15 protein-coding genes are annotated in these 14,655 nt (G+C 69.0%); 11 read left to right on the plus strand and 4 right to left on the minus strand.

What is annotated here, in order from left to right:
- Nucleotides 1-183: 183 nt before the first annotated feature.
- The 4 genes from SPRI_RS24775 (at nucleotide 184) to SPRI_RS24790 (ending at nucleotide 5,384) form a co-directional block, all read left to right on the plus strand.
- Nucleotides 184-2,310, plus strand: coding sequence for an MMPL family transporter (locus SPRI_RS24775; RefSeq protein ID WP_107082446.1), 2,127 nt, complete (start codon nucleotides 184-186; stop codon nucleotides 2,308-2,310).
- 199 nt (nucleotides 2,311-2,509) lie between these two features.
- Nucleotides 2,510-3,715 carry a sensor histidine kinase gene (locus SPRI_RS24780; protein WP_234020425.1) on the plus strand — a complete coding sequence of 402 codons (1,206 nt, stop codon included), beginning with the start codon at nucleotides 2,510-2,512 and terminating at the stop codon, nucleotides 3,713-3,715.
- On the plus strand, nucleotides 3,712-4,395 hold the full coding sequence (locus SPRI_RS24785) for a response regulator transcription factor (RefSeq protein WP_005317901.1): 684 nt from the start codon (nucleotides 3,712-3,714) through the stop codon (nucleotides 4,393-4,395). Before SPRI_RS24780 ends, SPRI_RS24785 begins: the two co-directional genes overlap by 4 nt.
- Before the next feature lie 161 nt (nucleotides 4,396-4,556).
- Complete coding sequence (locus SPRI_RS24790; RefSeq protein ID WP_005317904.1) at nucleotides 4,557-5,384, plus strand: trypsin-like peptidase domain-containing protein; 828 nt, start codon at nucleotides 4,557-4,559, stop codon at nucleotides 5,382-5,384.
- Between the two features lie 172 nt (nucleotides 5,385-5,556).
- Here the strand turns inward: SPRI_RS24790 and SPRI_RS24795 are convergent, their stop codons facing one another.
- Complete coding sequence (locus SPRI_RS24795; RefSeq protein WP_005317907.1) at nucleotides 5,557-6,924, minus strand: FAD-dependent oxidoreductase; 1,368 nt, start codon at nucleotides 6,922-6,924, stop codon at nucleotides 5,557-5,559.
- Between the two features lie 778 nt (nucleotides 6,925-7,702).
- On the opposite strand from SPRI_RS24795, the gene SPRI_RS24800 reads away from it, so the two are divergent.
- The 5 genes from SPRI_RS24800 (at nucleotide 7,703) to SPRI_RS39780 (ending at nucleotide 10,466) form a co-directional block, all read left to right on the plus strand.
- On the plus strand, nucleotides 7,703-7,918 hold the full coding sequence (locus SPRI_RS24800) for a hypothetical protein (RefSeq protein WP_005317910.1): 216 nt from the start codon (nucleotides 7,703-7,705) through the stop codon (nucleotides 7,916-7,918).
- Between the two features lie 154 nt (nucleotides 7,919-8,072).
- The gene (recO, locus tag SPRI_RS24805; protein ID WP_005317913.1) at nucleotides 8,073-8,819 is read left to right on the plus strand and encodes a DNA repair protein RecO; all 747 of its coding nucleotides are present in this window, start codon (nucleotides 8,073-8,075) and stop codon (nucleotides 8,817-8,819) included.
- Between the two features lie 14 nt (nucleotides 8,820-8,833).
- Nucleotides 8,834-9,679 (plus strand): isoprenyl transferase, encoded by an 846-nt coding sequence (locus SPRI_RS24810; RefSeq protein WP_005317914.1) that lies wholly within the window; start codon nucleotides 8,834-8,836, stop codon nucleotides 9,677-9,679.
- A 113-nt stretch (nucleotides 9,680-9,792) separates the two neighbouring features.
- Complete coding sequence (locus SPRI_RS24815) at nucleotides 9,793-10,335, plus strand: YcxB family protein (protein ID WP_078535355.1); 543 nt, start codon at nucleotides 9,793-9,795, stop codon at nucleotides 10,333-10,335.
- Nucleotides 10,332-10,466, plus strand: coding sequence for a hypothetical protein (locus tag SPRI_RS39780; protein WP_005317920.1), 135 nt, complete (start codon nucleotides 10,332-10,334; stop codon nucleotides 10,464-10,466). Before SPRI_RS24815 ends, SPRI_RS39780 begins: the two co-directional genes overlap by 4 nt.
- Before the next feature lie 8 nt (nucleotides 10,467-10,474).
- Here the strand turns inward: SPRI_RS39780 and SPRI_RS37375 are convergent.
- A protein-coding gene (locus SPRI_RS37375) for an IS5 family transposase (protein WP_374987874.1) occupies nucleotides 10,475-11,268 on the minus strand; the annotation gives its coding sequence in 2 pieces (ribosomal slippage) (nucleotides 10,475-11,061 and nucleotides 11,061-11,268; 795 coding nt in all).
- A gap of 111 nt (nucleotides 11,269-11,379) precedes the next feature.
- A complete protein-coding gene (locus SPRI_RS24825; RefSeq protein WP_005317928.1) occupies nucleotides 11,380-12,147 on the minus strand; it encodes a hypothetical protein in 768 nt (255 codons plus the stop codon).
- Between the two features lie 325 nt (nucleotides 12,148-12,472).
- Here SPRI_RS24825 and SPRI_RS24830 point away from each other — a divergent pair, with 325 nt between their 5' ends.
- Both SPRI_RS24830 and SPRI_RS24835 read left to right on the plus strand, forming a co-directional pair.
- The gene (locus tag SPRI_RS24830; RefSeq protein ID WP_005317931.1) at nucleotides 12,473-12,736 is read left to right on the plus strand and encodes a hypothetical protein; all 264 of its coding nucleotides are present in this window, start codon (nucleotides 12,473-12,475) and stop codon (nucleotides 12,734-12,736) included.
- Nucleotides 12,737-12,827: 91 nt separating this feature from the next.
- A complete protein-coding gene (locus SPRI_RS24835) occupies nucleotides 12,828-13,274 on the plus strand; it encodes a hypothetical protein (RefSeq protein WP_005317934.1) in 447 nt (148 codons plus the stop codon).
- Nucleotides 13,275-13,412: 138 nt separating this feature from the next.
- Here SPRI_RS24835 and SPRI_RS37380 read toward each other — a convergent pair whose 3' ends face one another.
- Nucleotides 13,413-14,414, minus strand: coding sequence for a DUF2726 domain-containing protein (locus SPRI_RS37380; RefSeq protein WP_005317937.1), 1,002 nt, complete (start codon nucleotides 14,412-14,414; stop codon nucleotides 13,413-13,415).
- Nucleotides 14,415-14,655: the final 241 nt, after the last annotated feature.

Here is a 14,655-nt window from a genome sequence, read left to right on the forward strand (position 1 = left end):
AAGGAGGCCCGGTGCCCACGGGGCCTACTCCCCGTGCCGTACTCCCCGGGGAGTAACGGGCCCGGCGGGCCACCCTGTGCAGTAGCGCCCATCTCGCCCGTGCGTGCGACGAAACCGCCCCTGACCGGCGGGAGTCTGGTGGTGATCCAGCCACCGGACGCCCGTGACGAAGGGGAGACATCCATGGGGCCCGCCGCACCGACCGCGACCGCACCACCGCCCACGGCGCCGACCGCCCGCCGCAAGGCCCTGCCCTGGGCGGTCCTCGTCCTGTGGCTCGCCGTCGTCGCCCTCGCCGTACCCTTCGCCGGGAAGCTCGGCGACGCGCAGCGCGACAACATCGTCGACTACCTCCCCGCGAGCGCCGACTCGACCCAGGTCGCCAAGGTGGAACAGGCGCTGCCCGGCGGGGAGTCCACCGAGCTGGTCGTCGTCTACCACCGCGACGGAGGGCTCACCGCCGCGGACCGCGCCCACGCGGAGCAGCAGGTGGAGGGCATCACCGGCGCCCATGAGTTCGACGGCGGCGCGCCGCAGGGCATCCCGTCGAAGGACGGCACGACCCTGATGTACCCGATGTCGACCACCGCACCCGGCACCGACAACGACGCCCGCATCGCGCTCGTCGACGATGTGCGGGAGCGGCTCGGCGCCGACCCGGTCGACGGGCTCGGCGCCGAACTGGGCGGTCCCGGCGCCCTGGCGACCGACATGGAGAAGGTCTTCGAGACCATCGACGGCACGCTCATGGTCGCCACCGTGCTCGTCGTCGCCGTGCTGCTCATCCTCACGTACCGCAGCCCGTTCCTGTGGCTCGTGCCGCTCACCGTCGTCGGCTTCGCGGCCGTCCTCTCCCGGGCCGTCGTCTACGGACTGATCCAGGGCTTCGACCTCACCGTCACCAGCCAGAGCGCGGCCATCATGACCGTCCTCGTCTTCGGCGCGGGCACCGACTACGCGCTGCTGCTCGTCGCCCGCTACCGGGAGGAACTGCGCCGCGTCGAGCAGCCGTACGACGCGATGCGCGCCGCCCTGCGCGGCTGCGGCCCCGCCGTCCTCGCCTCCTCAGGCACCGTCGCCGCCGGGCTGCTGTGCCTGCTCGCCGCCGACCTCAACAGCGCCAGCGGACTCGGCCCGGTCGGCGCGGTAGGTGTCGTGTGCGCCCTCGCCGCGATGCTCACCCTGCTGCCCGCCGTCCTGGTGCTCCTCGGCCGCCGGGTGTTCTGGCCGCTGGTGCCCGCCTACGGTTCGGAGCCGAAGCGGCGCCGTTCGCTGTTCGCCGCGATGGGCAGCTCCGCCGGCCGCCGGCCGGGGGCCGTCCTCGTGTCCGGGGCGCTGCTGCTCGGCGCGCTCGCGCTCGGCGTGTTCAACCTGCCGGGCAACCTCGCCCAGGAGGACACCTTCACCGAACAGCCCGAGTCCGTCTCCGCGATGAAGGTCCTCGCGGAGGCGTACCCGGACCGGGGCAGCCAGCCCATCAGCATCGTCGCCCCCACCGACAGGGCCGATCAGGCGCTGGCACGGGCCCGGAACACCGAGGGCGTCGCCGCGGCGGAGGCGGGCCGCTCCGGAGGCGGCTGGACGGAGATCACCGTCTTCGCGAAGGACGCGCCGGAGAGCGCGGGCGAGACCGCCACCATCGAGGCCCTGCGGGCGGGGCTCGACGGCAGCCACATCGGCGGGCCCAGCGCCCAGCAGTTGGACCTGTCCGACACCAACGCCCGCGACCGGAAGGTCGTCATCCCGCTCGTCCTCGGCGCGGTCCTGCTGATCCTCGTGATCCTGCTCCGCAGCCTCGTCGCACCCCTGATCCTCACGGCGGCCGTCGTCGCCGTGTGGGGGGCCGTCATGGGGCTCGGCGGACTGCTCTTCGAACCGGTCTTCGGGTTCGACGGCCTCGACCCGAGCATGCCGCTGCTGTCGTTCGTCTTCCTCGTCGCCCTCGGGGTCGACTACGGCATCTTCCTGATGCACCGGATGCGTGAGGAGTCCCTGTCGGGCGCCGAGCCCGCGGCGGCGGCGCTCACCGCGCTGCGCACGACCGGCGGGGTCATCGCCTCCGCGGGCATCGTGCTCGCGGCGACGTTCACCGTCCTGATGAACCTCCCGCTGGTGCCGCTGTTCGAGATGGGCTTCCTGGTGGCGGTCGGCGTACTGCTGGACACGTTCCTCGTCCGCACGTACCTGGTGACGTCGGCCGCGCTGTTGCTGGGGCGGCGGGTGTGGTGGCCGGGACCGCTGAGCCGGCCGAAGCCGGCGGTCGCGGTGACACATGAGACGCGACGGGAACCGGCGGCCCCGCGCACGTGACCCTGCGGGACCGGATCCCCTCCCCTTCCCCTGCGGCCCGGCGGCCGTGGGGGACCCCCACTTCCCGAACCGGGCCCACGCCCGCACCCGTTCACGGGAGCTCCCCCCCTCCGCGCCTGGCGGCGTGGGGGGCGGGCCTGCCCCGGGTCACGGGACGGGCGGGGTGGGGAAACCCCGACGACTGGCCCAGGATGGACCCGTGCCGCACCCACCCCGCCCCCGCCTCGGCGAACGCGTGCTGAACGCCGTCAGCCGCGACCCGCTCACCGTCCCCCACCGCACCCGCAACGACGCCGTCGCCGCCGCGGCCGTCGGTGTGCTGTCCCTCGCGCTCGCGCTCCTCGTCGACGGCGGCCGCAGGCCGGACGCCCTGGGCTGGGCGCTCCTCGCGGGGAGCGTCGTGCCGCTCGTGTGGCGGCGGTCGCACCCGCTCCCCGTACTGGCCGCCGTACTGCTGTGCGTCGGGCCGTACCACGCGCTGGACAACACCCACGCCGCGCCGGTGCCCGCGTCACTGGTCGCCCTCTACACGGTGGCCGTCACCGGGCGCCCGCTGTACACCTTCTTCGTCGGCTGTCTCGTCATCGGCATCAGCCTGACCGTGATGTTCAACGTCGGGAAGCACGAGGGCCTGGAGACCCTGCGCACCTCGGGCTGGATCCTCGCCGTGCTCGTCCTGGGTGTCGACGTACGCACCTACCGCCGTTACATCGCCTCCGTCGTGGGCCGCGCCGAACGGGCGGAACGCACCCGCGAGGAGGAGGCCGCACGCCGGGTCGCGGAGGAGCGGCTGCGGATCGCCCGTGATCTGCACGATCTGCTCGCGCACTCCATCACCCTCATCGGCGTGCAGACGTCCGTCGCCTCCCACGTCCTCAGCGTCGATCCGGACCGGCTGGACCGGGCGGCGATCGCCGGAGCGCTCGACGACATCGCCGAGACGTGCCGTACCGCGCGGGGTGAACTGCGCACCACGCTGGAGGTCCTGCGCACCGACGGCCCCGACTGCGACGGCCCGCTGCCGGACCTCGCGGCGCTCCCGGACCTGGTGCGGACGGCGGGCGCCGAACTGACCCTGGATCGGGGCGGGTCGGCGATGCCGCCCGCCGTGGAGGCGGCCGCGTACCGGATCGTGCAGGAGTCGCTGACGAACGCGGTGCGGCACGGCGGGGCGGGGGTACGTATCGCGGTGACGGTGGTCCGGGACGAGGACGCCCTGCGGGTCCGCGTCACCGACGACGGGACCGCGGAGCCTCCGGTGACCGGCTCCGGCTTCGGCATCCTCGGGATGCGGGAACGGGCCCGCAGCGTGGGCGGCACGCTGTCGGCCGGTCCGCGCGACGGGGCGGCCGGTTTCGAGGTCGCCGCGATCCTGCCCCTTCAGCCCACGGAGGCCACCGCATGAGCCCGACGAACCCGATCCGCGTCCTGCTCGCCGACGACCAGACGCTGGTCCGGGCGGCCTTCGCGATGCTCGTCGAGTCGGCCCGCGACATGGAGGTCGTCGCCCAGGCGGGCACCGGCGCGGAAGCGGTCGAACTGGCCCGCAGCGAGCGGGCCGACCTGGTGGTCATGGACATCCGCATGCCCGAACTCGACGGCATCGAGGCCACCCGGCTGATCGCGGCGGACGACGACCTGGCGGGCGTCAAGGTGCTCGTCCTGACCACGTACGACACCGACGAGCACATCATGGAGGCGCTGCGCGCGGGCGCGTCGGGCTTCCTGGTGAAGGACACCAGGCCGGCCGATCTGCTGGCGGCCATCCGCACGGTCGCGGCCGGCGAGTCGCTGCTCTCCCCGGGGCCGACGTCCCGTCTGATCGCCCGCGTCCTGAGCGCCCCGCAGGTCCCCGCGGCGAACGGCGCGGGCGGCCCGGACGTGCTCACGGACCGCGAGCGCCAGGTCCTGACCCTGGTGGCCAGGGGCCTGAACAACACGGAGATCGCCGAGTCGCTGGGCCTGAGCCCTCTGACGGCGAAGACCCATGTCAGCCGCATCATGAGCAAACTGTGCGCCCGGGACCGGGCCCAACTGGTGATCGTGGCCTACGAGTCGGGACTGGTGACCCCGGGCGGGGGGTGAGCGGGCGCCGCCGGCCCGGACCCCCCGTCCGGTGACCGGCGACGACAACGGGGCGCGTGGCCGGAATCGGTGCCTTGTCGGCCCAGGGCCGTCCCCCAACAATGCGCATGACAAGTCGGAGTTCGCTCCGGCACCATCCGTCGCATTGAGGGGACCCCCACATGAACAAGCCTCTCGCCGGCGCGCTGCTCGCGTTGACGCTCCTCGGAGCGGGCGCAGCACCCGCCGTCGCCGCCGAAGCGGACGTCTCCGCCAAGGCGGTGGACTTCGCCGGTACGGTCGCGCTCAGCAACTGCTCCGGTTCCGTGGTCCGTACGGCCGCCGCGCAGCCGAACGACCCCGCGCTCGTCATGTCCAACGGCCACTGCCTGGAGACCGGCTTCCCCGCCCCCGGCGAGGTGGTGGTCGACCGCGCCTCCTCCCGCAGCTTCGGCCTGCTCAACTCCTCGGGGACGCGCGTCGCCACCCTGCGGGCCGCGAAGATCGCCTACGGGACGATGACCGACACCGACGTCTCCCTGTACCAACTCACCAGCACCTACGGGCAGATCGAGTCCCGCTACGGCATCAAGGCGCTCGAGCTCAGCGCCGTCCGCCCCGCGCAGGGCACGGACATCAAGGTCGTCTCCGGTTACTGGAAGCGGATCTACAGCTGCGACATCGACGGGTTCGCCTACCGCCTCAAGGAAGGCTCGTGGACCTGGAAGGACTCGGTCCGCTACACCTCGGGCTGCGACACCATCGGCGGCACCTCCGGCTCGCCCGTCGTCGACACCGCCACCGGCAAGGTCGTCGCCGTCAACAACACCGGCAACGAGAGCGGCGGCCGCTGCACGGACAACAATCCCTGCGAGGTCGACGAGAACGGCGTCGTCACCGTCCGGGAGGGCATCAACTACGGGCAGCAGACCTACACCCTGGCCGCCTGCATAGGCCCCGGCAGCCGCGTCGACCTGAACCGCCCCGGCTGCACGGTGCCGAAGCCGTAGGACCGCAGAGCACGGGGCTCGGCGCAGGATCGGCTCGAGCTCGGCAACGGTTCGCCTTGTTGTCGTCCGGCGCACCCGGAAACGGCCGGCGCACCCGGAAACGGCCGGCGCACCCGGAACGCGCAGGGGCCCGGTGGCTGATGCCACCGGGCCCGTCCCGCGTCGTGGGGTGTTACGCGCCGCTCGCCTTCAGCATGTCCTCACGTTCGACGATCTTGACGCGCTCGCGTCCCTGCGGCTCGCCCAGCGCCTTCTCCGCGGCGTCGAGCTTGTACCAGCCCTCCCAGGTCGTCCAGCGGACGTCGCGGGAGGCGAGGAAGGCATCGACGGCCTCCGGCTCCGGCGACGCCGGGCTCTGGAGGCGGCCGTTCGCGTGGTCGTCCAGCAGGTTCGCGACGGTCTCGTTCGCGTCGCCCTTGGTGTGGCCGATGAGGCCGACCGGGCCGCGGCGGATCCAGCCGGTGACGTACGTCGAGTCCAGGTGCTCGCCGGACTCCTCGATCACCCGGCCGCCCTCGTCCGGGACCGTGCCCGACGCGAGGTCCCAGGGGAGCTTCGGCAGCTCGTCGGAGAGGTAGCCCACGGCCCGGTAGACAGCCGTGACGTCCCAGTCCTTGAACTCGCCCGTGCCCTTGACGTTCCCCGTGCCGTCGAGCGCCGTGCGCTCGGTGCGCAGGCCCACGACCTTGCCGTCCTCGCCGAGGATCTCGGCGGGCGACTCGAAGAAGTGCAGGAACAGCTTGTGCGGACGGTCGCCGGCGTCGCGGATGGCCCAGTTCTCCAGGGTCTTCGCGACCATGTCGGCCTGCTTGTTGCCGCGGCGGGTCTCGATCGAGCCCTCGTCGTAGTCGATGTCCTCGGGGTCGACGATGACCTCGATGTTGGGGGAGTGGTCCAGCTCGCGGAGCTCCATCGGGCTGAACTTGGCCTGCGCCGGGCCGCGCCGTCCGAAGACGTGGACCTCGAGCGCCTTATTGGCCTTGAGGCCCTCGTAGACGTTCGGCGGGATCTCGGTCGGCAGCAGCTCGTCCGCCGTCTTCGCCAGGATGCGCGCCACGTCGAGCGCGACGTTGCCGACGCCGAGCACGGCCACCTTCTCGGCCTCCAGCGACCAGGTGCGCGGCCAGTCGGGGTGCCCGTCGTACCAGGACACGAAGTCGGCCGCGCCGTAGGAGCCGTCCAGCTCGATCCCGGGTATGTCGAGCGCCCGGTCGGCCGTCGCGCCGGTGGAGAAGATCACCGCGTCGTAGAAGGTGCGGAGGTCGTCGAGGCTGAGGTCGTTGCCGTAGTCGACGTTGCCGAAGAGGCGGATCTGCGGCTTGTCGAGCACCTGGTGCAGGGCCGTGATGATGCCCTTGATCCGCGGGTGGTCCGGGGCCACGCCGTAACGGATCAGACCGAACGGCGCGGGCATACGCTCGAAGAGATCGATGGACACGCCGGGGTCGGCGGCAGCCACCTCGGACTTCAGCAGCGCATCGGCGGCGTAGATTCCGGCAGGGCCGGCTCCGACGATGGCTACCCGCAGGGGGCGGGGCATGACAGGTTCCCTTCGAGCGGCGACAACTGGCTCGTCGGTAACCCTAAACAAAGGCAAGCCTAAGTCAGTACTCGGCCCGGGCCTATGACCTCATAAGGCAGACTTATGCCCACTCAAAGGTGTCCTTGATGGCGGTGCGGCGGCACCGGTGGCCTGCCGTCCGCTCCCGGGCGTCGCCGAGTGTTCCGTCGCCGGAACGACGACGGCATCCCGTCGGCCCGTAGTGGCGCGTTGTTCCCTGCCGCCGCATCCAACTGCGGTCGCACTGCAGCCTGTTCGAATGGCTCGGCACATCGGCCGAATACGAACACCCGCCCGCCGGAAGTGCCCCCGAGTGCCTTTCGCGGCTTTCCGGCGTGGCCCCGCTCCCGGGCCCGGGAATTCCCGTGTGTGCCGGCAGTGGAGCTTTGGCCATGGATCAACACCCTTGCCCAGCTGCCCAGTTGTAGCGGACATACTCTTGATCAGAGTACTCGCGGAGCGTCACCTTCGTAATGCGATTCGTGAAGCCCACCATGTAAGGGAAATCATGTCGGGCAGCGACTCGAGACGAAAAGGGCCGGCGCCACCGAGTGGCGTGCGGGGCAGAGGCGGAGGATGCCGTGAACACATTGCGCGTGGCTCTGAAACGGTCCGGGACCACACTCCCCTCATCACGAGCCTCATCGCGCACCGCGCCGTTCCCGTACGCCAGGGACGTACTCCGGCCGCCCGTGGACCGCTGCGGCAGGGTCCGCCTGATCGCCGCCGTGCTGCCCAGGGACGGGGGGCATACGCCATGAACGTGCCCATCGGTACGTACCTCGTCGACACCAGGACCGGGCGCGTGGGCCGGTTCATGGGCGAGGCGGGTCCGTGGCTGAGCCTCAGACCGGTCGGCGGCGGCCGTGAGTGGGAGTGCTCACCGGACCATGTGCGCCCCGCGACGGCCGCCGAACGGATCAGCGCGACGACGGCGTACGTGAACGCCCGCAGCCGCGGCGAGGTGACCTGAGGAACACAGCCGCCGCGCGGCGGGACCCGAAGGAAGGCGGCCCGGTCGGCACCGGGGCGGCCGCACCGGCATTTCGGCCCCGGGGCGGCCGATGCACGTCCCGGATCGGCGAACCAGTGACCGGACGCCGCCGCCGGTACGGGAGAATGGGGGCATGAGCCTGTTCCGTGATGACGGTGTCGTCCTGCGCACCCAGAAGCTGGGTGAGGCCGACCGCATCATCACCCTGCTCACGCGCGGTCACGGCCGGGTACGCGCGGTCGCCCGCGGGGTGCGGCGCACCAAGTCCAAGTTCGGGGCGAGGCTCGAGCCGTTCTCCCACGTCGACGTGCAGTTCTTCGCCCGCGGCAGCGAGCTGGTGGGGCGCGGGCTGCCGCTGTGCACCCAGTCGGAGACCATCGCGCCCTACGGCGGCGGCATCGTCACCGACTACGCCCGGTACACCGCCGGCACCGCCATGCTGGAGACCGCGGAACGCTTCGCCGACCACGAGGGCGAGCCCGCGGTCCAGCAGTATCTGCTGCTCGTCGGCGGACTGCGCAGCCTCTCCCGGGGCGAGCACGCGCCGCACCTGGTGCTCGACGCGTTCCTGCTGAGGTCGCTCGCGGTCAACGGCTACGCGCCCAGCTTCGACGACTGCGCGCGCTGCGGGCTGCCGGGGCCCAACCGGTTCTTCTCCGTCGCGGCGGGCGGCGTCATATGCGGCGACTGCCGGGTGCCCGGCAGCGTCGTACCCTCTGCGGAGGCCGTCGGGCTGCTCAGCGCGCTGCTGACCGGCGACTGGCCGGCCGCGGAGGCGTGCGAGGCGCGCCATGTCAGGGAGGGCAGCGGACTGGTGTCCGCCTATCTGCACTGGCACCTGGAGCGCGGCCTGCGCTCCCTGAGGTACGTAGAGAAATAGGAGATGTGAGCCGCATGGCACGACGCGGAATCCTGGGCCGGTCCCGCCGCGAGTACAAGGTCCCTGAGCCGCACCCGTCCGGCGCCCGCCCGCCCAAGATCCCGGCGGAGCTGGTGCCGAACCACGTGGCGTGCGTCATGGACGGCAACGGCCGCTGGGCCAAGGAGCGCGGCCTGCCCCGCACCGAGGGCCACAAGGTCGGCGAGGGCGTCGTGCTCGATGTGCTCAAGGGCTGCCTGGAGATGGGCGTCAAGAACCTCTCCCTGTACGCCTTCTCCACCGAGAACTGGAAGCGTTCGCCCGACGAGGTGCGCTTCCTGATGAACTTCAACCGGGACGTCATCCGCCGCCGCCGCGACGAGATGGACGAGCTCGGCATCCGTATCCGCTGGGTCGGCCGGATGCCCAAGATGTGGAAGTCCGTCGTCCAGGAGCTCCAGGTCGCCCAGGAGCAGACCGTCGGCAACGACGCGATGACGCTGTACTTCTGCGTCAACTACGGCGGCCGGGCCGAGGTCGCCGACGCGGCGCAGGCCCTCGCGCGCGACGTCGCGGCGGGCAGGCTCGACCCGGGCAAGGTCAACGAGAAGACGTTCGCGAAGTACCTGTACTACCCGGACATGCCGGACGTCGACCTGTTCCTGCGTCCCAGCGGGGAGCAGCGCATCTCGAACTACCTGATCTGGCAGTCGAGTTACGCCGAGATGGTGTTCCAGGACGTGCTGTGGCCGGACTTCGACCGCCGTGACCTGTGGCGCGCCTGCCTCGAGTACGCGCAGCGGGACCGCCGCTTCGGCGGCGCCATCCCGAACGAGGAGCTCGAGGCGATGCGCGGCCGGCCCGAGGGGCCGGTCGCCTGACCCGGCCTTCCGCTCCCCGGACCCGGCAGCCCCACGGCTGAGGCGTGCGCGGCCGGCCGGGTGGCCGTCACCGGTCGCTACGATCACGGCTCACCACCGCACCGGGAGGGGCCATGACACAAGAGCGGCAGCAACAAGAGGAAGCGGAGGCGGTGGTGCTCGTCTACGAGCCCACCGTCCGCGACATGGCGTCCGCCCTGAGCGCCCGGATGCGTGCGACGCCCTCCGGCCGGCGCACCCTGCGACTGCTGCTCTCCGCCGGCGTGCTCGGCATCTCCTCCTTCGCGCTGCTCATGGCGCTGGGCGCGATGACCTGGCAGCTGTGGCTCATGCTGGGCGTCGGACTTCTCGCCTTCGGCTGTCTGTACCTGGTGCCGCAGCTCCAGGCCCGGCAACTGCACCAGATGGCGGCCACGCAGGGCGAGTTCCGTGCCGTCGTCGACGACGGCGGCATCCGGCTGACGTCCCGGGACGGCGACGCAAGAAGCAAGTGGGGGATGTTCGCGCGATACGTCGAGACCGACGACGTCTTCGTCCTCCTGACCGGCGACAAGCACGGGGTCGGACTGATGGTCCTGCCCAAGCGCGGCGCGGCCGGCACGGCCGGTGTCGAGCGGCTTCGGACCCTGCTCGAAAGCCGTCTGGGGAAGGCGTGACCGCACGCGGCTGCGGCAGCGCCGCACTCTTCGGCGTCGCCTTCCTCCTCGTGGGGATCAGCTTCGCCTTCACGGTCGAGATGGAGGACTTCCCGGGCCTGCGCCCCAACGAGTCGGATCTCGCGCTTTAGAGGTCATCTCATTTGGTGAGTCTGCGGTAGCAGATGAGGGTGCAGGCGATGCTGGTGAAGGCGAGGAAGTGTTCGGCTTTGCGTTCGTAGCGTCGGTGGAGGCGTCGACGGCCGGCGAGCCAGGCCATGGTGCGTTCGATGGTCCAGCGGTGGCGGCCCAGTCGCTTCGAGGTCTCGATGCCCTTGCGGGCGATGCGGTGGGTGATGCGACGCTCTCGTAACCATTGCCGCAGGTGGGAGTAGTCGTAGCCCTTGTCGGCGTGGAGCTTGTTCGGCTTGCGTCGTCGAGGTCCGCGGCGGGACCTGATCGGCGGTATGCCCTTCACCAGAGGGATCAGGGCCTGGCTGTCGCGCAGGTTCGCCCCAGAGATTCCGACGGACAGGGGCAGACCGGTCCGCTCGGTGATCAAGTGGATCTTCGACCCGTACTTGCCCCGGTCGACAGGATTCGGACCTGTCAGGTCCCCCTTTTCAGGGCCCGCATGTTCACCGACTCGATCGCATCGGGACCCGTCCAACTCGCCACGGGAGCCGAGTTCGTCGAGGACCAGGCGGTGAAGCTTGGCCCACACTCTGGCCTTCGTCCACTGGGCAATCGCCGATGCGCCATCGCCCCCGATGGCCCGAACGACGCCGTAGGCAACTGCTGCCAGGGGCAGCCTGACGTGGCCACGAACACGATCGCGGCCAGCACCTCCCGGTCACCATGCCGACGCCGGCCACCATGAGGCCGCGACGGCGCCTCCGGCACCACCCGCTGAAACAACTCCCACAACTCGTCCGGCACCAGCCGCTCAACGATCCCCACCACGACCGACAGCCTAACCATCCAAATGAGATGATGTCTTAGGCGTCGTTCGTTTGGTGAGGCGGCGGTGTGCACCACGCCGTGCCGTTCAGCCTTTGTGCGGTGTCAGGAGAGCGCCCGGAGGGTGTGCCGGCTCAGCTTTTTCGCGTCATCCTGGAGGCCCTTCGTCCATGCGTCGCCGAAGGCTTTCGCGGCCTCGTCGATCTTCTGACGCAAGATTCCGCCCTTGATGAATATTTTTTTGATGTCCTTGATGGCGTTGTACGCCTCCTCGCATTCGGGAAGTTCTCTCATCTTTTTGAGGACGTTCGGAAGTCCGGCATCAGGCGACCCCGGCGCCGCTACCTCCGCCCATGCTTGCTTTGTGGCGGCCGCACAGTCGTTGATGGTCCTCGCGAGAGCGTTGCTCTTCTCCGAGCTGTTCTTGACGGCGTCGTCCGCGGCCTGTGCAGCAAGAATCTCCGAGACCTTGACGCTTTGGGCGACCTGAGCGTCGGCAACATCGACCTCGTAGATGTAGTACCGGAGGTTGGCTGGGTCGTACCACCTGTAGCTCACGCTTTCACCCGGCAGGATCACCACCCAGCCAGTAACCCCCTGCTCTGCCAGTGCCTCTTCCGCTGCCGTGGCGGCGGTCTGGCGGACCCAGTGGGTGGCCCCACCCAGGTGGGGGTCCCGCATCGGCCCCGCGGTCGGGCCTTCCCCCCTCAGCAGGAGCACCCTGCCGTATATGGCGTCCTTGCTGTCGGAGATATTGGTGAGTTCGGCGCAGTTGTGCTCTTCGTTGACGCGCAGCGCGTACATGCTCTCCCAGCCTGTCGCCGGCGGAAACTGCTGCCCACCTTCAGGGCACGCCAGAAGCGGCGTCGTCACTGGATCCCTCCCCTGGAGGGGTGCGGCAGCGGCGGGAGCCGAGATCAGGCTCAGCAGCAGGGCCGTTGCTGTTGCCATAGCTGCCGTGTGTCGATGGCTGTGTCCGCTGGGCATAACCGCCTCCCGTGCTCCCCATCCGGACACCTCCATCATCTCTCCGGCTGAGTGGCACCATCACTGTGGCCCGCAGACTATTACGCGGCCGTCGGGGGTGAGCCGGATGAAGTGCGTAGTGCGTGCTTCACTAGTGCAGCGCGACGCTGTCGGCATACTGGCGTGCTCGTTTGCCTGACGAACGCTGAGCACCCCTTGCACACTGTCCTTCATGTCCCTCAATCTCACCCACGCGGCCGCCACCACCGCGGCCATAGCCCCTTGGTGGGGTACGGCGTTGGGCGCCGGTGTCGGAGCGCTCGGAGCCGGTGTCGTCACGGCATCCGTTGCTTACATCAACAACCGGGCCAACCGTAAGCAACTCGACAAACAGCTCGCGGCTCAGCAGGCGATGCTTGAGCGGCAGCTCGAAGCCCAGCGGGGCCAGATGGCGGAGCAGTTGAATGCTCAGCTCAAGATCGCCGAGATAAAATAACGACGCCAACCACGTCAGGGACCGCGAGGGACAGCAATCCGAGCTACGAAAGTGGCAACTGGAGACCCGCCGCGAGACCTACGTCGACTTCGTGGTTGCTGTCGAAAAGTTGCGCGAAACGATCGCTGCGGGTGGCCTGCTACTCGCCGGCACATGGCCCCTCCCCGCGCCTCTCTCGGAAGCAGAACTGCACGATCTAGAACGCCTCGAGAGGAGCATCGTCAGCCTCTATGAGGAGGCGTTCCAGCGGGCTCATGTCGTCCGCCTGACCGGGCCGGATGGTGTTGCCAACTGTGCCAAGAGCCTCGGCGACACCATGACGGAGTACGTCAGCTACAGCAACGAACGGTTCCGAGCCGCCAGGCAGAACGAGCGCAGCGAGATGCTCAGAGAGCGGCAGGACGCGGTGCGCGAAATGAATCGCCTCCTGCAGGAGTTCGTCGACACGGCTTACACCGTCGTCAACCTGCCCTCCAGCGCGCCACAGTCCCCTGTACCCCCGCCCCGGAACGCGGACGAGCCCTCGGTCGCTACCTGATGGGGCGGGCGGCCGCTACGACGCCAGCTTGTCACTGGGGCCGTATCGGCCCGATTCGATCCAAACTCGAATCGTCTCGTAGGCCCTTTGCCTTTGCGGCTGTGACCTGACCTGGTACGTCTGGAAGGAGGCGGTATGTCACGTGAGTTTGGGCAAGTTTTTCGTCGCCCATTTTTCGACTTCCCTCATCCCTCGGTACCACGCGATCTCGGCACCGGCGGCCCATAGGGAGCCGCCGTAAGGAGGGCCACAGGGTGCTTCAAACTCATCAGTTGCGGAGTTGCGCTCAAATGGTGTGCGCTGATTCGGAAAGGTTGGGTAGGAAACCCGCGCCATGTATTCACCTGTCGCTGCAAACACGGGTGGACTAGGCCATTCCTCGCCCACGCGCCGCAGCGCCACCTCGCAGTAGCTGCGGCTGTAGAGGCCATGGTTGTTCAAGTCAGGAAGCGGGCCGCCGTTTGTTGAGAGATGCCATGTCGTCTCGATGTCCTCGAATTCGCGCCAGTCGGGGTTGAGTTCCAGTGACAGGGGTTCCCTGATCCCAAAAGTCTTAAGCAGGCGAACCGAGATTTTTGGCAGTGGAGGATACGGGTTACGGAGCGAGAATAGGTGCTCGGTGTCTAACTCTGGAGGCAGAATGAAGACGTCCTGTGAGATCTTGAGTTCATCCCAATCTTCATCCGACATCGCGGCAGCGGTTCTGTCGCGATCCTGAGCCATTCTGGGAAGGATCCTCTCGTATGACATCCAGCGGCGGATGAGCCACTCCAGGAGGGATACTCCATCGGTAGCTTGAAGGAGATCATCCTCGATGCGCAGGAGAGGTAGATTCGCCTTCGCGCAAATCCTGTTCTTCAGACGGTCTCGTCGAATCGCGTCTGGATCCGACGAATGTCCTGGCCCATCGAACTCGAAGGCCCAGACGACTTTGTCTGAGCTCTCTTTGTGTAGCGTGTAGTCGAAGTGCGCATCTCGGAGGAACCGTCGCTCGGCCGGTGAGTCATTCTTAGACGGGCTCAGCACTTCTTCTAGCCGAGTCTTGGCATTGACCCAATACATCGAGCTTTCTTGGGTTGCGATCTCTAGAATTCTGCGCGTCCTTTTTTCGGACTGATTCTCAAACGCGTGAAGTTCCACAAGACTCCCCGAAGAAGCGAGCTCGCAAGGTAGGCTTAGTGCTCTAGGCAGTCTAACTAGAAGCGGCGCGAGCTTGCGCAGGTCCATCTTTTCGTCATCGTCCTCATTGTGGGACAGGTAAGGACGCCATACAGAGCGGGGGAGGCGGCAGGGGCAATGGATGCCTCGAGAGCCCTCGCGTCAGCCCCAGCTCGGGATGAGCCGCACAGGTGGCCCCGAGCTGGTAGCTGAATGCAGGTGC

Origin of the sequence: Streptomyces pristinaespiralis (assembly GCF_001278075.1) — a bacterium.
Classification (GTDB): domain Bacteria; phylum Actinomycetota; class Actinomycetes; order Streptomycetales; family Streptomycetaceae; genus Streptomyces; species Streptomyces pristinaespiralis.